This window comes from Actinomadura sp. J1-007 (genome assembly GCF_009793335.1).
GTDB classification, from domain to species: Bacteria; Actinomycetota; Actinomycetes; order Streptosporangiales; family Streptosporangiaceae; genus Spirillospora; species Spirillospora yumaensis.
On the sequence record NZ_WING01000001.1, the window covers coordinates 6,967,378 to 6,984,419 of the forward strand.

14 protein-coding genes are annotated in these 17,042 nt (G+C 74.4%); 7 read left to right on the forward strand and 7 right to left on the reverse strand.

Translation table 11 applies throughout. The features are described from left to right. Positions 1 to 101 precede the first annotated feature (101 nt). Positions 102 to 893 carry an SDR family oxidoreductase gene (locus GEV43_RS31645; RefSeq protein ID WP_206681350.1) on the forward strand — a complete coding sequence of 264 codons (792 nt, stop codon included), beginning with the start codon at positions 102 to 104 and terminating at the stop codon, positions 891 to 893. After that, positions 890 to 1,990, forward strand: coding sequence for a class I mannose-6-phosphate isomerase (locus tag GEV43_RS31650; protein ID WP_160823803.1), 1,101 nt, complete (start codon positions 890 to 892; stop codon positions 1,988 to 1,990). Before GEV43_RS31645 ends, GEV43_RS31650 begins: the two co-directional genes overlap by 4 nt. A gap of 563 nt (positions 1,991 to 2,553) precedes the next feature. Here the strand turns inward: GEV43_RS31650 and GEV43_RS31655 are convergent. The 4 genes from GEV43_RS31655 to GEV43_RS31670 all read right to left on the reverse strand — a co-directional run bounded on the left by GEV43_RS31655 (position 2,554) and on the right by GEV43_RS31670 (position 7,227). After that, positions 2,554 to 2,889, reverse strand: coding sequence for a hypothetical protein (locus GEV43_RS31655; protein ID WP_160823804.1), 336 nt, complete (start codon positions 2,887 to 2,889; stop codon positions 2,554 to 2,556). A gap of 542 nt (positions 2,890 to 3,431) precedes the next feature. Then, positions 3,432 to 4,838 carry an FG-GAP and VCBS repeat-containing protein gene (locus tag GEV43_RS31660; protein ID WP_160823805.1) on the reverse strand — a complete coding sequence of 469 codons (1,407 nt, stop codon included), beginning with the start codon at positions 4,836 to 4,838 and terminating at the stop codon, positions 3,432 to 3,434. A 166-nt stretch (positions 4,839 to 5,004) separates the two neighbouring features. Next, entirely contained in the window at positions 5,005 to 5,400 is a 396-nt protein-coding gene (locus tag GEV43_RS31665) for a Rid family hydrolase (protein WP_160823806.1), read from the reverse strand. A 78-nt stretch (positions 5,401 to 5,478) separates the two neighbouring features. Beyond that, positions 5,479 to 7,227: a CocE/NonD family hydrolase gene (locus GEV43_RS31670; RefSeq protein WP_160823807.1), complete on the reverse strand. Its 1,749-nt coding sequence runs from the start codon at positions 7,225 to 7,227 to the stop codon at positions 5,479 to 5,481. Between the two features lie 126 nt (positions 7,228 to 7,353). Here GEV43_RS31670 and GEV43_RS31675 point away from each other — a divergent pair, with 126 nt between their 5' ends. Further along, complete coding sequence (locus tag GEV43_RS31675) at positions 7,354 to 8,535, forward strand: family 1 glycosylhydrolase (RefSeq protein ID WP_160823808.1); 1,182 nt, start codon at positions 7,354 to 7,356, stop codon at positions 8,533 to 8,535. Positions 8,536 to 8,612: 77 nt separating this feature from the next. Here the strand turns inward: GEV43_RS31675 and GEV43_RS55305 are convergent, their stop codons facing one another. The 3 genes from GEV43_RS55305 to GEV43_RS51535 form a co-directional block, all read right to left on the reverse strand. Next, positions 8,613 to 9,107, reverse strand: coding sequence for a fibronectin type III-like domain-contianing protein (locus GEV43_RS55305; RefSeq protein WP_309239940.1), 495 nt, complete (start codon positions 9,105 to 9,107; stop codon positions 8,613 to 8,615). Positions 9,108 to 9,229: 122 nt separating this feature from the next. Beyond that, the gene (locus tag GEV43_RS31680; protein WP_309239941.1) at positions 9,230 to 10,900 is read right to left on the reverse strand and encodes a glycoside hydrolase family 3 C-terminal domain-containing protein; all 1,671 of its coding nucleotides are present in this window, start codon (positions 10,898 to 10,900) and stop codon (positions 9,230 to 9,232) included. A gap of 25 nt (positions 10,901 to 10,925) precedes the next feature. Continuing rightward, complete coding sequence (locus tag GEV43_RS51535; protein WP_309239942.1) at positions 10,926 to 11,585, reverse strand: TetR/AcrR family transcriptional regulator; 660 nt, start codon at positions 11,583 to 11,585, stop codon at positions 10,926 to 10,928. 196 nt (positions 11,586 to 11,781) lie between these two features. On the opposite strand from GEV43_RS51535, the gene GEV43_RS31690 reads away from it, so the two are divergent. The 4 genes from GEV43_RS31690 to GEV43_RS31705 are packed head-to-tail and all read left to right on the forward strand — an operon-like array spanning position 11,782 to position 17,028. Then, positions 11,782 to 13,314, forward strand: a complete 1,533-nt coding sequence (locus tag GEV43_RS31690) for an ABC transporter substrate-binding protein (protein ID WP_241683114.1) — start codon at positions 11,782 to 11,784, stop codon at positions 13,312 to 13,314. Between the two features lie 5 nt (positions 13,315 to 13,319). After that, on the forward strand, positions 13,320 to 14,261 hold the full coding sequence (locus GEV43_RS31695; RefSeq protein WP_160823810.1) for an ABC transporter permease: 942 nt from the start codon (positions 13,320 to 13,322) through the stop codon (positions 14,259 to 14,261). Beyond that, positions 14,258 to 16,090: a dipeptide/oligopeptide/nickel ABC transporter permease/ATP-binding protein gene (locus GEV43_RS31700; protein WP_160823811.1), complete on the forward strand. Its 1,833-nt coding sequence runs from the start codon at positions 14,258 to 14,260 to the stop codon at positions 16,088 to 16,090. Before GEV43_RS31695 ends, GEV43_RS31700 begins: the two co-directional genes overlap by 4 nt. Further along, positions 16,087 to 17,028: an ATP-binding cassette domain-containing protein gene (locus tag GEV43_RS31705; RefSeq protein WP_160823812.1), complete on the forward strand. Its 942-nt coding sequence runs from the start codon at positions 16,087 to 16,089 to the stop codon at positions 17,026 to 17,028. The genes GEV43_RS31700 and GEV43_RS31705 overlap by 4 nt, the downstream gene beginning before the upstream one ends. Positions 17,029 to 17,042 lie beyond the last annotated feature (14 nt).

Sequence of the window (17,042 nt, forward strand, 5' to 3'; positions counted from 1 at the left end):
TGCCGGGTAGTGAGCGCCGTGTCAGGAGCCGCCGACCGTTCAGGGGTGATCGTGTGAGTCCGCCGGCGCAACGGCAGAGGCCGCCGGGTGTCCAGTCGCAGATGGACCCCCGGCCGGACTGCGGCGAGGAGAGCTACCGGGGATCGGGACGGCTGGCGGGCAAGGCCGCAGTGATCACCGGCGGCGACAGCGGGATCGGCCGGGCGGTGGCCATCGCCTACGCCCGCGAGGGCGCCGACGTCCTGATCTCCTACCTGGACGAGCACGACGACGCCCGCGACACCGCGCGCCTGGTCGAGGAGGCCGGGCGGCGGGCCGTCCTCGTGCCGGGCGACCTCGCGCGGCCCGAGCACTGCCGCGAGGTGATCGCCAAGGCCGCCGAGGCGTTCGGACGGATCGACGTGCTGGTGAGCAACGCGGCGTACCAGATGACCCGCGACGCGCTGGAGGACGTGCCGGACGAGGAGTGGGACCACACGTTCCAGACCAACATCACGGCGATGTTCCACCTGTGCAAGGCGGCGCTGCCGCACATGGGCGAGGGCGGCTCGATCATCGGCTCCACGTCGGTCAACTCCGACGCGCCGCCGCCGAAGCTGCTCGCCTACAACTGCACGAAGGCGGCGATCGCGAACTTCGTCGGCGGGCTGTCACAGCTCCTCGGCCCCCGCGGCATCCGGGTCAACAGCGTCGCGCCCGGCCCCATCTGGACCCCGCTGATCCCGGCGACGATGCCGCCCGAGGACGTGGAGTCGTTCGGCGGGCAGGTCCCGCTCGGCCGCCCGGGGCAGCCCGCGGAGCTCGCGCCGGTGTACGTGCTGCTCGCGTCGGACGAGGCGAGCTACGTCTCGGGGGCGCGGGTCGCGGTGACCGGCGGCCAGCCGATCCTATGACGGCGCGCGCGGACGGCGGCCCCGGCGCGGCCGTGGACTGGTACCCGCTGAGGCTCACCACTCCCGTCAAGTCGCACGTGTTCGGAGGCCGCGCGATCGTCGAACGGTTCGGGCGGCGGCCCGCCCCGTCCGGCCGGATCGCCGAGACGTGGGAGGTCAGCGACGTCGACGGGGAGGGCGCCGAGGTGAGCGCCGGGCCGCTGGCGGGCCGGCCCCTGCGCGGCCTCGCGACCGGCTTCCCCGACGAGCTGATGGGGCGCGGCTGGCGCGGCGACCGGTTCCCCGTGCTGACCAAGTTCATCGACGCGACCCGCGCGCTGCCCGTCCACCTGCACGCCGACGACGACACCGCGCGGCGGCTGGAGGGGCAGCCCAGCGGAAAGACCGAGGCGTGGCACATCCTGGACGCCCCGCCCGGAGCGACCGCGCTCGCCGGGGTCAAGCCCGGCGTGGACGCCGCCACGCTGCGCGACGCCCTGCTGCGCGCCGACTTCGACGCCGTCCTGCGGCGGCTGCCCGTCCGCGCGGGCGAGACCCTCTACGTTCCGGCCGGGACGCCGCACACCTTCGGCCCCGGCACCCTCGTGTACGAGATCGAGCAGACCTCCGACGTCCAGCGCAGCGCCATGCGCCACCGCATGGAGGACGGCTCGCGCCTGGACGACGAGGACTGGCATCACAACATCGACATGCTGCTCGCCGAATGGAAGCCCGGGTTCCGTCCCGATTTCCAGCCCGGTCTGCGCATCGGCGTGGAGGACGACGTCGAACGGGTCGTCTGCTGCGCGGGCCCGTTCTTCGCGCTGGAACGCTGGCGCGCCGCCGCCGGCGCCACGATCCGGCTGCCGCTGCCGACCGCCCGCGTCCTGAGCAACGTCGGCGCCACCGTGCGGGTGGGCGTCCCCGGCTGGTCCGAGCCGCTCGACCCGGCGCGCACGCTTCTGCTCCCGGCCGCGCTCGGCGAGGCGCGGATCACCGGGCCCGCCGACGTCCTCGTCGGCTACCTGCCCGACCTGGAGCGCGACATCCGCGCCCCGTTGGCGGACGCGGGCCACGGCCCCGCCGCCGTGGCCGCCCTGGGCGAAACCACCCCCTGAGCCACGAACGACCTCGCGGCGATTGCGTGCGATCGTGCACGGGGCCGTCCCGGCTCAGCTCAGCCCGGCCCGTCCCGGCTCGGCCCGTGGCGGTCGGCTCGGCCGGGCTCGGTGCGATCCGGTGCGGCCCGGTTCGGCTCGGTGCGGCCCGGCTCGGCTCGGCCCGTTCCGGCTCGGTGAGGTCCGGTGTGGCCCGATGCGGCTCGGCCCGATGCGGCTCGGCTTGGTGCGGCTCGGCTCGATGCGATGCGGCCCGGTCCGGCTCGCCCGTCCCGGCTCGGCCCGGTGCGGCCCGGTGCGGCCCGGTGCGGCCCGGTGCGGCTCGGTGCGGCTCGGTGCGGCTCGGCCCGTGGCGGTCGGCTCGGCCTGTCCGGTCCGGCCCGATGCGGCTCGGTGTGGTGCTGCCCGGCCAGGTGCGGGCCGGGCCTCGCGGAGGGTGTCCGCGAGGCCCGGTCGTTCTACGTTCTTCGTGGATCCGCGTTCGGCCGCGCGGCGCCGTGCCCGCGTCCCGCGGTGGACGGGATCCACGAACACGCCCTAAGGCGTCCGTGCGCCGCCGGGCGTCAGCAGGCGGCGCCGCCCACGGTCCGGCAGACCGGCTTCGGCCGGTGGCAGTGCTTGCCGTACCGCTTGGCCTTGCCGAGGCTGATCTTGTGGCCGTGCACGTACAGCAGCGTGTCGAGCACGGAGGTCCGCCTGTGGGGAATCCGGACGGTGCGCCGGACGGCCACGCCGGGCTTCGCCGCGGCGTAGACCCTGCCCGTGGCCACGGTCCTCCCGTTGACGGTGATCTTGTAGGGAAGCAGCTTCTTGGGCTTGTGGCCCCAGCCGTGGTGGTGGTGCTTCAGGCGGATGATCGTGACGGTGACCTTGGCGCAGTGCGCCTTGCCGTAGAGCACCTTGAAGCCGATGCCCCCTGGACCTCGGCCTGCCCGGCGACGGCCGGGCTCGGCGCCGTGGCGGCCATCGCGGGAGCGCCCGTGAGCGCGAGCGGCAGGGCCAGGCCGGCCGCCGCGAGGCCGAGTCGGGTGTGTGAACGCATGCATCCTCCTCCTGGAGATGACGGTTGGTCACCACAAGATTACATACCGTGATCGCTAGGAGGATGTGGGGGGCATGTCGCCCATCCGGGCCGCCGGACGGGGCCCGGTCCGGGCGTCCCCGGCCCCGCGGTCCGGCGCCCGTCACCGGCGGCGGCCACCGCCGCGTGAAATGCCGTCCGCGCCATTATCCGGACGGCCGGAGGCGGTGAATGCGAAGTGTCGGATGTGAAGGCCCGTGCGTCGGATGTGAAGGGCGCGATCCGTCGTTTTCCAGAGCCGTATTGGACTGGTTCGGCCAGGGGTTGGAAAGGGGCGAATTCTTCGGTGGGGGACGATGGCGCGGCGTGGTGGTCCGGTCGCGCGGCCTGGCCGGGAGGACCGGGCCGCGCGACCGGAGGTCAGTGCAGGACGACCGAGCCGATCTTCGCGTTGCGGGACTGCACGCCGAGCGTCCCGGAGCTGAACGCCCTGACGCCGGTGACGGTGACGCCGGTGGCGGTGCCGTTCAGCATGTGGAGCGAGCCTTCGCGGCCGTTCTCGCCGGAGGAGCCGATGGTGAGGTCGGCCTTGCCGTCCCCGTTGAGGTCGGCGAGCGAGAGGTCCGAGCCGAACCGGTCGTCCTGCTCGACCGAGCCGGGCATGCCGGCCGTGCCCTGCCCGAACTGCTGCGCGGACGCGCCGGTCACCCCGCCCGGCCCGCCGTACAGGACGGTCGCCGCCCCGGCGCGCAGCGTGCCGCCGACCTTCTCCTCGGGGGCGCCCGCCGCGACGTCGGCCTTGCCGTCGCCGTTGACGTCCCCGACGGCGACCGAGGAGCCGAACGCGTCGTCGCTCTCCTGGGTGCCGGGGACGCCGTCGGTGTCCTGGTCGATCACCGTGGCGGCGCCGACGCCGCCCGGCGCGCCGGGGAGGACGCGCACCTCGCCGCCGCGTTCGGTGTGGACGCCCGCGACCAGGTCGGCCCGGCCGTCGCCGTTCACGTCGCCCGACGCGAGCGACCGGACGGACAGGTCGGAGGTGGTGAACGCGGGCGTGGTGGCGACGCCGTCCGCCGAGCCCTTGTAGACGTTGAGCCTGAGCAGGTCGCCCTCGCCGTCGACGGGCGGCCAGACCAGCCCAACCGCGAGGTCGGCGTAGCCGTCGCCGGTGAGGTCGGCCGCGGTGGTGGTGACCGTGATGGTCTCGCCGGTGCCGTTGGCGTACCGGGTGTCGGTCCCGGTGAGGTCGCCGGAGGCCAGGTTCCGGAAGACGGTGAACGCGCCGGGGCGCGCGGCGGCGAGGTCGGGCCTGCCGTCGTGGTCGAAGTCGCCCGCGCTGACCGAGGTGGCCTTGCCGAACGCGACGGCCTTGGACGTCAGGCCGCCGGACCCGCCGTAGATCAGCGTGATCCGGCCGCTCTCGCCGGGGCCCTGGTAGTCCTCGGCGTCGGCGACGACCGCGAGGTCGGCGTACCCGTCGAGGTTGAAGTCGGCCGAGGCGAGCGACGCGCCGAAGCCGTCGATCTGCTCCGAGCCGCCCGGGATCCCGGGGCTCTCCTGGGTGATGACCTGCCGCTTGGCGGAGTCCGGGCCGGACGCGCCGCCGTAGACGACGGTGACGAAACCGGCCCACTCGACTCCGGCCGCGGTGCCTGACGGGCTGCCGAGCGCCAGGTCGCGCCTGCCGTCGCCGTTGAAGTCGCCGGGCCTGGCGGGAGCCTTGGGAGCGGCCTCGGCGGGGACCCCGGCGAGACCGGCGGCGCCCGCGGCCAGGGCCGTGAACGTGGCGAGCGCGGCGGTGCGCAGGCCCCGATTGCGTCGTGTCATCGCACATCCTTCTGCGGGGGTGGAACGCGTTAATTGCAAGACGCTCCATGTTCATCGGCGGTTTACCGAATTCGCCGCCCTTGTTCGGGGGCGGGCGGCGCGCGGACCGATTCGCCGATTCTTATCCGGGGCCGGAATTCGGTAAGGCCGGCGTTCGCGGGGCGGGCTACTGGGCCGCGACCGCTTCGATCTCGACCAGCATCGCGGGATCCGACAGCGCGGAGACCTCGGCGAGCAGGCTGGTCGGGCGGCAGCCGCCCGCCGCGAGCGCGCCGGTCACGGCGTCGTAGGCGGCGAGCATCGCGGGCAGGTCCACGGTGAAGACCCGGATCTGGACGACGTCGGCGAGGGTGAACCCCGCCTCGTCCAGCGTCTCGCCGAGGCGTTGGAACGTCAGCCCGATCTGGGCGCGCAGGTCACCGCGGTGCGCGATGGTCCCGTCGTCGGCGCGCGCCTCGTGCCCGGCGACCATCAGCCAGCGCCGTGGCGCGTCCACCAGGACCGCGCGGTTGTACCCCAGCCGGTCGCCGAACATGCGCGGGCCGAACTCAGTCCGTTCCATGCGAGAACCCCCGAGACCGTCCCTACCCCGTGTCCCGGACCCGTACCGCGTCGCTCGGGGGGTACGCGTCGGGAACGGTCAGGGAGTCGGGAGGGTCAGCCGGGCGGGCGCGGACGGGCTGGTGCCGATGGTGACGGGGAGGACCGCGCGGTTGCCCAGGTACGACAGGTCGCTGGAGGCGATGACCAGGCGGAGGCGGTGGCCGGCGGGGAAGCGGTGGACGATGCTCGGCAGCCGGATCGACAGCGGCTTGCGGACGTCGGTGACGCGGACCGGGGACACCAGCCGCTGGGCGAGCGACGCGGTGCCGTCGGGCGCGACGTCGTACAGCTTGGCGAACAGGACGAGGCGGCCGTTGACGCCGGTCCGCTGGGAGCGCTCGGCGGCGGGCGAGCGCAGGCGCACGGACAGGGTGGGGGAGCCGACCACGTCGGTCGCGCGGGGCAGCGGCGAACCCGTCCACGCCGCGTACGTGCCGGGCGCGTCGGCGGGCGGCACGTCGTTGAAGCGCTGTTGCAGCACCGACAACTCGGAGAACGACGTGGGCAGGGGCCCGAGCGCGTTGCGGTACGTCGCCTGCCCCTTGGTGACGGACGAGCGGGACGCGACCAGCCGGTCCGTACCGGACAGGTACAGGTGGCGCGGGGTGGTGGGCGCGGTGCCGTACGCGGGGCCCGCGTCGCCCTGGTACCGGACCCAGGGGCGGAAGTAGGCGAAGCGCGGGCCGGTGCCGGTGGGCAGGCCCTTCAGGTGGTGGTCGAGCCACGCGGTGACGCGCCGTCCGACGTAGTTGGAGCCGGGGGAGGCGAGGTCGAGGTCGCCGGGCAGGTTCGGGCCGCTGTGCCCGCCGGAGTGCCAGATCATCTTGACGGGCGTGCCCTGCCGCGCGAGCGCCTGGTAGGTCGCCGTGCCCTCCTGGAGGTTGAACAGGCTGTCGGACTGCCCCTGGACGAGCAGGACGGGCGCCTTGACCTTCGGCAGGAACGACGCGACGGACGCCGAGCGCAGGTACGCCATCGTCCTGCCCTGCGGCACGCCGTACCAGAGGCTCTCCGCCACGCCCTCGCACAGGACGGTCGGGAAGTTCGGGCAGCCGGTCAGCCGGGACGGGTCGTTCCCCGCGCCGTTCACGCCGCTGATCGCGCCCATGCCGAAGAAGCCGAGTGCCCAGAGGAGCTTGGTCGCGCCGGGCTGGTCGCCGAGCCCGCCGGAGGGGGTGAGCTCGTTGTTGGGGGCCAGCGAGTAGCGCAGGTCGTTCCACGTGATCATCGGGACGAGGGTGTCGACGCGGCGGTCCACGGCGGCCGCGGCGAACTGCGCGCCGCCGCCGTACGACCCGCCGACCATGCCGACGCGGGGGTCGCCGGGCCCGTCCAGCCGGACGGCGTCCAGCCGCGTGCCGTCGGACGCCGCGCGCGTCCCGGCGAGGAAGTCGACCAGCGCGCGCGCCGCGGCCCCGTCGTAGTCGGGGTGGTCGAGGGTGACGCGGCAGCCGCTGCCGCCGAACCCGAGGCCGGAGTACGCCAGGACGACGTAGCCGCGCTCGGCGTACGCCTTGGCGAGGCCGGCCTGGTCGTCCTTGGAGCCGCCGAACCCGTTGGTCGTCAGCAGCGCCGGCATCCGCGACGAGGCGGACGCGGCGGACGGGCGGTAGAGGTCGGCGACGACGCGGCAGCGCACGTCCTTCTTGGGGCCGACCATGGTGTCGAAGCCGAGGGTCCGCACCGAGTAGGGGACGGCGGCCCGCGCGGGAGCGGCGAGCAGGGCCGAGGCGGCGAGCGGCGCGCAGAGCGCGGCGGACAGGGGCAGGGCGAAGCGGGCTCGCATGGAGGCTCCAGGGGGCCGGGGGGAGGGTGGGGCTATTCGTACTAGCCGGTAATCCCGGTGTCCAGACCTTCGCGCCAAAAACTAACCAGATGGTAGGTTTTGGTCCGACCGAGCGAGGGAGGAAGCGTGCCACTCACGTTCCCGGACGGCTTCCTGTGGGGAGCCGCGGGCAGCGCCCACCAGACCGAGGGCAACAACGTCGCGAGCGACTTCTGGGCCCTGGAGAACCGGCCGGACGCGTTCCTGCCCGAGCGCAGCGGCGACGCCTGCGACTCCTACCACCGCTGGCCCGAGGACCTCGACATCGTTCGGCGGACCGGCCTGAACGCGTACCGGTTCGGCATCGAGTGGGCGCGCGTCGAGCCGGTCGAGGGGCGGGTGTCGCGGGCCGCGCTGGCGCACTACCGCCGCGTGATCGAGGGCTGCCTCGAACGGGGCGTCACGCCGGTGGTGACGCTGCACCACTTCACCAGCCCGCTGTGGTTCCAGAAGGACGGCGGCTGGCCGTCGCCGAAGGCCGCCGGACGGTTCCGCCGCTACGTGCGCGCGGTCCTGCCGATCCTGGACGGCGTCGAGTGGGTCTGCACCATCAACGAGCCCAACATGGTCGCGATGATGGCCGCCATGCTCAGGCGGCGCGAGCGCACCGAGGCCGTCGCCGGGGCCATGCCCCCGCCCGACCAGGAGATCGCCGACGCGCTCGCCGTCGCGCACCGCGCCGCCCGCGAGGAGCTCGGCGCGCGCCGCGGCCTGAAGTCGGGATGGACGGTCGCCAACCAGAACTTCGAGGCCGCCGACGGCGCTGAGGGCGAACGCGACGCGTGGGCCTGGTCGCGCGAGGACCAGTTCCTCGACGCCGCCGCCGGGGACGACTTCGTCGGCGTCCAGGCGTACACGCGGGTCCTGATCGGTCCGGACGGCGCGCTGCCCGCCCCGGACGGCGCCCGCCGCACGCTCACGCAGTGGGAGTTCTATCCGGACGCGCTCGGCAACGCCGTCCGCCACACCGCCGCGCGCGTCCCCGGCGTCCCGATCCTGGTGACCGAGAACGGCATCGCGACGTCCGACGACGCCGAACGGGTCGAGTACACGCGCGGCGCGCTCGCCGGGCTGCACGCCGCGATGGCCGAGGGCGCCGACGTGCGCGGCTACCTGCACTGGTCGCTGCTCGACAACTACGAGTGGGGCAGCTACCGCCCGACGTTCGGCCTGGTGTCGGTGGACCGCGAGACGTTCGCCCGCACGGCCAAGCCGAGCGCGCGGTGGCTCGGCCGGGTCGCGCGCTCCGGCGCGCTGCCCGAGGAGTGAGCGCGCGGCCCGGCCCGTCCGCGAACGGGCCGGGCCGCGCCGCCGCCCCTGCGCTCAGCCCTCGCCCGCCGCTGCGTTCAACGCTCGCCGGCGGCGATGAGGGCCGCGACCTCGGTGACGAGCCCGTCCACGGCCTCGACGCTCAGGCCGATGCCGAACGTGCGGAACTTGGCCAGCGGGATGCCCCGCGCCATCGCCGCGAGCGCCGGGTCGGCCCGGGTGAGCCCGTCGCGGCGGGGCGCCTCGCGCAGCCGCCGCCTCAGCAGCGGACCGCCCACGGGGTGGTCCAGCCACTCGCCGAGCGTGGACATCCGGCCGAGCGGCTCGGCGGCGCCGTCGCCGCGCGCGGTCAGCTCCGCGCGCAGCCGCACGTCGCGCGAGGACGCGCCGACCTCCACCGCGAACGGGCCCGCCGCGACCCGCCAGCCGTGCCGGGACACCGACCAGCGCGCGAGGCCCCGCCCGTCCAGCGTGAACGACACCCGCGTGCTCGCGCCGGGTTCGAGCGCGACCTTCGCGAAGCCGCGCAGCTCGTGCCGCGGCCGCGTCGGGTGCTCCTCGTCGAACGCCACGTAGAGCTGGACGACCTCCTGCCCGGCCCGGTCGCCGGCGTTCGCGACGGTCGCTTCGACCCTCCACGCGTCGTGCCCGGTCTCGCGGACGGACAGGTCGGAGTACTCGAACCGGGTGTAGGTCAGGCCGTGCCCGAACGGGTACGCGACGTCCGTGCCGAGCGTGTCGTGGTGGCGGTAGCCGACGTAGACGCCCTCGCCGTACGGGACGTGCCCGTCCGCGCCGGGGAAGTGCAGGTAGGAGGGGACGTCGGCGAGGCGGTGCGGGATCGTCTCCGCGAGCCGTCCGGACGGGGAGCGGGCCCGAGCAGCAGGTCCGCGACGGCCGAGCCGCCCGCCTGCCCGAGCAGCCAGCCCTCCAGGATCGCCGCGGCCGAGTCCCGCCACTCCGACACCGTCACGACGCCGCCGTTGGCGAGCACGGCGACGACCTTCGGGCACACGCGCGCGACGGCGCGCACGAGGTCGATCTGGTCCCTCGGCAGGTCCAGGGTGGTGCGGTCGAACCCCTCCGACTCCGCGTGGTCGGGCAGGCCCAGGAACACCAGCGCGACGTCCGCTCCGCGCGCCGCCTCCACCGCCTCCGCGAGCAGCTCCGCCCCGGCGGGCGCGGCCCCGCCGTCCTCCGCGGCGGGCGCGCCGCCGAGGCGGTAGCCGGGGGCGAACGTGAGCGCGGTCGCCTCGCCGACCGCGCCGCGCAGCGCGTCCCACGCGGTGTCGAGCCGGGTCGGGACGACGTGCGAGCTGCCTCCGCCCTGGTAGCGCGGCGTACGGGCGAGCTCCCCGATCACGGCGACGCGCTGCGCGGCCCCGGGGTCCAGCGGGAGCACGCCGCCGTCGTTCTTCAGCAGGACGGCCGACGCGGCCGCGGCCTCGCGGGCCAGGTCGTGGTGGGCCCGGACGTCCCAGCCGTCGTGCCGTTCGGCGCGCTCGACCCGCCGCGCGAGCCCGAGCAGCCGGTCGGCGGCGCGGGTGACGGCGGCCTCGTCCAGGCGGCCCCCGCGCACCGCGTCCACGATCTCGGCGTCGGTGCCGGTGGGCGGCATCTCCAGGTCCAGGCCCGCGGCGAGCGCGGCGGCGCGGTCGTTGACCGCGCCCCAGTCGGAGACCACCAGCCCGTCGAAGCCCCACTCGCCGCGCAGCACGTCCGTCAGCAGGCCGCGGTCCTCGCTCACGTACACGCCGTTCAGCCGGTTGTACGAGCACATCACCGTGTACGGGCGGGCCTCGCGCACGACGTGCTCGAACGCGCGCAGGTAGATCTCGCGCAGCGTCCGCTCGTCCACGTCCGCGCTCACGCGCATCCGGTCGGTCTCCTGGTTGTTGACCGCGAAGTGCTTGACGGACGCGCCGATCCCGAGCGACTGGATCCCCCGCACCACGGCCGCGCCCATGACGCCCGTCAGGTGCGGGTCCTCCGACAGGTACTCGAAGTTGCGGCCGCCGAGCGGGGAGCGCTTGATGTTGATCCCCGGGCCGAGCACCACGTCGGCGCCCAGCGCGGACGCCTCGCGCGCGAGGGCCGCGCCGACCCGCCGGGCGAGCGCCGGGTCCCAGGACGAGCCGAGCGCGACGGCGGGCGGGAAGCAGGTGGCGGGGACGCTGTCGTTCAGCCCGAGCGCGTCGCCCTGGCCCTCGACCGGCCGGCGGAGGCCGTGCGGCCCGTCGGCGAAGGTCAGCGAACGGACCGTTCCGGGAACGGCCGCGGTGGTCCACGTCCCGGCGCCGGAGGTCAGCGAGGCCCGTTCCTCCAGGGAGAGGCGGGCGGTCGTCGGGTCGGGGGTCTGCGTCATGGAATCCCTCGGGGGTCGGTGGCGGTCATGGCTCGGCCCGCCCGGACGCGGGCGCCGGGTCCAGGCCGAGCTGGGTGAGGAAGGCGTTGACCGAGGCGGGCATGTCGACCACGTCCGGTTCGAGGAGCCACTGCGTCTGGAGGCCGTCCATCAGCGCGAGGAACTGCTGGGCGACGGCCGCCGGGTCGTGCTCCAGGCGCGGGGCCGAGCGCGCGAACAGCTCGGCGAACAGCTCCGTGGCGAGGCGGCGCAGGACGCGGTAGCGCTCGACGAAGTAGGCGTGCGCCGGATGCTCGGGGTCGGCGGCCTCGCCGGAGATCTTCACGTACAGCGCGACGAGGCCGGGCGTGCGCGTGTTGCGGACGACGAAGTTGACCAGCACGTCGAGCAGCTCGTCCGGGCGGGTCTCGGGCTCGACCGAGAACAGCAGCTTGGCGTCGGTGCGCTCGCGCCGGTTCAGCACCTTGACCAGCAGCTCCTCCTTGCCGGGGAAGTGGTGCAGCAGCCCGGCGTGGGTCAGGCCCGCGTGCGCGGCGATGTCGCGCAGGGACACCGCGCGGAAGCCGGACTTGGAGAACAGCTCGGTCGCCGAGTCGAGGATGCGCGCGCGGGTGCGCTCGCCCTTGGACGGGCGGCGCTCGGAACGTTCGGCCCGCTGCGGCGGCTGGGGCGGCTGGTCGGTCACGGTCGGTCTCCGGTTCCAGGCGGGGCGGCGCGTCGGGCTCGCGCGCACGGGGTCGTGGGTGCTGCCGAAACGGTACGGCCTCCGCGCTCTCCGGCCCGCCGCAACAAAACCTACCACGTGGTTAGTTTTGCATGTATGCTCGCCGCACCCTCGGCGGAACCCCCGGTTGCCGCCTCCCGGAGCGGAGTTGGGACGTATGAGAATGATCTTGAAGGTGGCCGCCGCCGCTGCCGCGTGCGCCACCGCCGCCGGCGCGCTGACCGGCTGCTCGGGCTCGGGCGGCTCGGGCGGCGGCACGGGGAGCCTGAGCATCGCCACGCTGACGATCCCGCAGAGCCTCGACCCGGCCGACGCGACCGGCAGCGCCCTGCCGTTCTTCCAGGCGGTGTACGACACGCTCGTCAAGCGCGAGCCGGACGGGTCGTTCAGCCCGATGCTGGCGACCGCGTGGAAGTACGACAAGGACATGACCGAGCTGGCGCTCACCCTGCGGACCGGGGTGACGTTCGACGACGGCACGCCGTTCGACGCGGCGGCCGTGAAGGCGAACATCGAGCGCTTCGGCAAGCGCACCGGCGCGCAGGCCAAGACCGTCAAGGACGTCAAGGCGGTCAAGGTCGTCGACCCGTCGCACGTGACGCTGGAGCTGGCGCGGCCCAACCCCGCCATGCTCTTCTACCTCAGCGACGCCGCCGGGCTCATGGCCAACCCCGCCGACTTCGCCAAGAGCGGCGACCCGCTGAAGACCAGGCCGGACGGCACCGGCCCGTACCGGCTCGACCAGAAGCAGACCGTCATCGGCACCCGCTGGGTCTTCACCCGCGCCCCGAAGTACTGGGGCGCCCGGCTGCCGTACGACACGGTCAAGATGAGCTACTTCGACAACGAGACCGCGATCGCCAACGGCGTCAAGACCGGCCAGGTCAACGCCGCGCTGCTCCAGGACGCCGACCAGCAGATCAGCGTCGCGTCCGACCCGAAGATCAAGACCATCCGCCAGGACTTCGACTTCCAGGGCATCCTGCTGTTCGACCGCGCCGGCAAGCTGACGCCCGCGCTGCGCGACGTCCGGGTGCGGCAGGCGCTCAACCACGCCATCGACCGGCGGACGATGCTCGCCAAGATCCGCCAGGGGCGCGGCACCGTGACCAGCCAGGTCTTCGGCCCGTCCACCGCCGCCTACGACAAGAGCCTGGACGACTACTACGCGCACGACCCGGCGAAGGCGCGCGAGCTGCTCAAGCAGGCAGGGTACGGCGGCGGGTTCACGCTGAAGCTGCCGCGCGTCCCCGCGATCGTCTCCGACGCGCTCGCCTCCTCGCTCCAGTCGGACCTGTCCGCCGTCGGCGTCAAGCTCGTCTGGGACACCGTCGACTCCTCCGCCGTCCGGCGCATCTTCACCGACCGCGCGTACTCGGCGATGGTCATGAACATGGGCCAGTCGTCCAACGACTGGACCGCCGTCGGCGAACTCGTCCTGCCGGGCGCGTTCAACCTGTTCGGCTACACCGACGCGACCGTGAAGCGGCTGCTGCCCAGGATCCAGGCGACCACGGCCGACAAGGCGAAGCCGGACCTGCGGGCGCTGAACGAGCACCTGGTCAAGGACGCCTGGTTCGTCCCGTTCTACCGGATGAGCTACCTGCACGTCTCCGACGGCAGCGTGAAGATCACCCCGCAGGACGGGATGGCCGTGCCGTCCATCTACGGCTACGCGCCCGCCGGGTAGGGCCGATGCTCAGCTTCGTCCTGCGCAGGGTCGCGGCGGGGGCGGTCCTCCTGTTCGTGATCTCCCTGCTGTCCTACGTGCTGCTGTCGATCCCGGGGAACGACGTCGGCCGCCAGCTCCTCGGGCAGAACGCCCCGCAGGAGCTGGTGGACGCCAAGAACGCCGACCTCGGGCTGGACCGCCCGGCGGCCGTCCAGTACGCGGACTGGCTCGCCCACGCCGTCCGCGGCGACTTCGGCACCTCCTGGTTCACCGGCGAGAACGTCGCGGAGGCCGTCGCGAACCGGCTGCCGGTCACGCTCAGCCTGATGGTCTGCGTCACCCTGCTCACCGCCGTGCTGTCGCTGCTGCTCGGCGTGTGGGCGGGCGTGCGGCGCGGCGCGGTGGACCGGGCCGTGCAGGTGCTGAGCGTCGCCGGGTACGCGCTGCCCAACTTCCTGGTCACGCTGGTCATCGTGGTGGTGTTCGCCGTGCGGCTGCGCTGGTTCCCCGCGATCGGCTACACCGGCCTCACCGAGTCGCCGGGCGGCTGGCTGTCCACGGTCACCCTCCCGGTCGTGTCGCTGTCGGTCGCCGCGGTCGCGGGCGTCGCGCAGCAGGTGCGCGGCGCGGTGATCGAGACGCTCCGCCAGGACTACGTGCGGACGCTGCGGGCGCGCGGACTGCCGCCCTCCTCGATCGTGCTGCGGCACGTGCTGCGCAACGCGGCGCCGCCCGCGCTGTCGGTGCTCGGCCTCCAGTTCGTCAGCCTGCTCGGCGGCTCGGTCCTGGTCGAGCAGATCTTCGGGCTGCCCGGCATCGGCGCCATGACCGTCACCTACACCACCCGCGGCGACATCCCGGTGATCATGGCGCTGGTCACGGTCACCGTGACCGGCGTGCTCGCCATCAACCTCGCCGTGGACGTCCTGACCGGCTGGCTCAACCCGAAGGCGAGGGCCGCATGAGCGCTCCGCACCCCGCGGGCGGCGCGCGGCGCGGCGGGGCCCGCCGCCGGTTCCTGCGCAACCCGCTCGGCCTGGCGTCCGCGATCGTCCTCGCGGCCGTCGCCGCCGCCGTCCTCCTCGCGCCCGTCCTCAGCCCGCAGAGCCCGGACGTCTCCCACCTCAAGGACGCGTTCGCCGGACCGTCCGGGGCGCATCCGCTCGGCTTCGACACCGCCGGCCGCGACGTCCTCGCCCGGCTGCTGTACGGCGGGCGCAACACGCTCGGCGGGGCGCTGCTCGCCGTGCTCGTCGCCCTCGCGCTCGGCGTCCCGTCCGGGCTGCTGGCGGGCTACCGCGGCGGCCGGTTCGACGCCGCCGCCGACTGGACGGTCACGCTCGTCATGGCGCTGCCCGCGATGGTGGTGCTGCTCGCCTCGCGCGCGATCCTCGGGCCGAAGGTGTGGGTCCTGATGGTCGTGCTCGGCGTCCTGGTCTCGCCGGGGTTCTTCCGGCTCGTCCGCGGGATCGTCTCCGGCGTGCGCAACGAGCTGTACGTGGACGCCGCCAAGGTGTCCGGGCTGAGCGACACCCGGATCGTCGCCCGGCACGTCCTCATCGTCGTTCGCGCCCCGATCATCATCCAGGTCGCGCTCGTCGCGGGCCTCGCGATCGCGCTCCAGGCGGGCCTGGAGTTCCTCGGCATCGGCAGCGGCGACACCCCGACCTGGGGCGCCATGCTGAACGAGGCGTTCAAGAACGTCCAGCGCGCGCCCTCGCTGATGCTGTGGCCGGGGCTGGCGCTCGGCCTCACCAACGCCGCCCTGGTGCTGTTCGCCGCCGCCGTCCGCGACGCGCTCGACGACCGCACCGCCAAGCCGCGCTCGGCCCGTCCGCGCTCGGCCCGTCCGCGCTCCGCCCGTCCGCGCTCGGCCCGTCCGCGCTCCGTCCGCCCGCGCTCCGCCCGCCGCCGGCGCGGTGCTCCCGGCGCGGCCCCCGCCGCGGGGACGTCTCGTCCGGACGCCGGCGCGCTGCTGTCCGTCCGCGACCTCGCGGTCTCCTACCTCACCGCGGCCGGCGCGACCGAGGTCGTGCACGGCGTCGACCTGGACGTCCGCGAAGGGGAGATCGTCGGGCTCGTCGGGGAGTCCGGGTCGGGCAAGACCCAGACGGCGTTCTCGGTCCTCGGCATCCTGCCCGAGGGCGGGCACGTCAGCCGGGGCAGCGTCCTGGTCGGCGGAACGGAGGTCGTCGGCCTCCCCGAACGGGCCCACCGCGCGCTGCGCGGCGACGTCGTCGGCTACGTCCCGCAGGAGCCGATGAGCAACCTGGACCCGTCGTTCACGATCGGCGCGCAGCTCGTCGAGCCGATGCGGCACAAGCTCGGGATCTCCCGCGCCGAGGCCCGCCGCCGGGCGCTGGACCTGCTGCGCACGGTCGAGATCGCCGACCCCGGGCGGACGTTCGCCTCGTACCCGCACGAGATCTCCGGCGGGATGGCGCAGCGCGTCCTCATCGCGGGCGCGATCTCCTGCGACCCGCGCCTGCTCATCGCCGACGAGCCGACGACCGCGCTCGACGTCATGGTCCAGGCCGAGGTCCTCGGCCTGCTGAGGCGGTTGCAGAAGGAGCGCGGCCTCGGCGTCCTGCTCGTCACCCACAACCTCGGCGTCGTCGCCGACCTGTGCGACCGCGTGGCCGTCATGCGCGAGGGCCGCATCGTGGAGGCGGGGGAGACCGAGCGCGTCCTGCGCGACCCGGAGGACCCGTACACCCGCAGGCTGCTCGGCGCGGTCCTCGACCACGTCCCGGCGCGAGCCCCCTGGCGACCCGCGAAAGGCCCCACCCCATGACGACGAACGACCATCCCGGACACGAGGACAGCGCCGATCGGCTGGACCGCGACGCGGAAGCGGCGCAGGTGCGAGCGGCGCAGGTGGACGAGGTGCCGGACGACGCGCTGCTGGCCGTCGAGGGGCTGCGGGTCTCGTACCCCGGCAAGGGACGGCGCGCGGCGCGCAACAGCGTGCTGCGCGGCGTGTCGTTCGGCGTGCGCGCGGGCGAGACCCTCGGGCTCGTGGGCGGGTCCGGGTCGGGCAAGACCACGATCGGGCGGGCCGTGCTCGGGCTGGTGCCGGTCGAGGCGGGCGCGATCACGTTCGACGGCGAACGGATCGAGCGCGCGGGCCGGGCGCGCCGCCGGGAGCTGAGCCGCTGCCTCCAGGTCATCTTCCAGGACCCCTACACCTCGCTGAACCCGTCGCTGACCATCGGCGACACGCTCTCCGAGCCGCTGCTCGGCCAGGGGTACGGCAGGCGGGAGGCGCGCGGGCGCGTCGCGGGGCTGCTGGACCGGGTGCGGCTGCCCGCGGACGCCGCCGAGCGGCTGCCGCGCGAGTTCTCCGGCGGGCAGCGGCAGCGGGTGGCGATCGCCCGCGCCCTCGCGATCGACCCCCGGCTGATCGTGTGCGACGAGCCCGTCTCGGCGCTGGACCTGACGACCCAGCAGACCGTCCTGGAGCTGCTGCTGGAGATCCAGGAGCAGACGGCGGTGGCGTACCTGTTCGTGTCGCACGACCTGTCGGTGATCCGGTTCATGAGCCACCGCGTCGCCGTCGTCCACCAGGGCCGGATCGTGGAGACCGGCGGGGCGGCGGAGGTGACGTCGCGGCCCCGGCACCCGTACACGCGCGGCCTGATGCTGTCGGCGCCGGTCGCCGACGTCGCCGAGCAGCGCGAACGGCGGCGGGCCCTCGAACGGCCGGACGGCGCGGACGCGTCAGCCCGGTAGCGGGCGGACGCGTC

Bases quoted from the DNA above. Each gene is read 5' to 3' on its own strand.
- GEV43_RS31645 (WP_206681350.1), top strand. From the start codon at position 102: ATGGACCCCCGGCCGGACTGCGGCGAGGAGAGCTACCGGGGATCGGGA.
- GEV43_RS31690 (WP_241683114.1), top strand. From the start codon at position 11,782: ATGAGAATGATCTTGAAGGTGGCCGCCGCCGCTGCCGCGTGCGCCACC.
- GEV43_RS31700 (WP_160823811.1), top strand. From the start codon at position 14,258: ATGAGCGCTCCGCACCCCGCGGGCGGCGCGCGGCGCGGCGGGGCCCGC.
- GEV43_RS31680 (WP_309239941.1), bottom strand. From the start codon at position 10,900: ATGACGCAGACCCCCGACCCGACGACCGCCCGCCTCTCCCTGGAGGAA.
- GEV43_RS31660 (WP_160823805.1), bottom strand. From the start codon at position 4,838: ATGACACGACGCAATCGGGGCCTGCGCACCGCCGCGCTCGCCACGTTC.
- GEV43_RS31670 (WP_160823807.1), bottom strand. From the start codon at position 7,227: ATGCGAGCCCGCTTCGCCCTGCCCCTGTCCGCCGCGCTCTGCGCGCCG.
- GEV43_RS31705 (WP_160823812.1), top strand. From the start codon at position 16,087: ATGACGACGAACGACCATCCCGGACACGAGGACAGCGCCGATCGGCTG.
- GEV43_RS31695 (WP_160823810.1), top strand. From the start codon at position 13,320: ATGCTCAGCTTCGTCCTGCGCAGGGTCGCGGCGGGGGCGGTCCTCCTG.
- GEV43_RS31650 (WP_160823803.1), top strand. From the start codon at position 890: ATGACGGCGCGCGCGGACGGCGGCCCCGGCGCGGCCGTGGACTGGTAC.
- GEV43_RS31665 (WP_160823806.1), bottom strand. From the start codon at position 5,400: ATGGAACGGACTGAGTTCGGCCCGCGCATGTTCGGCGACCGGCTGGGG.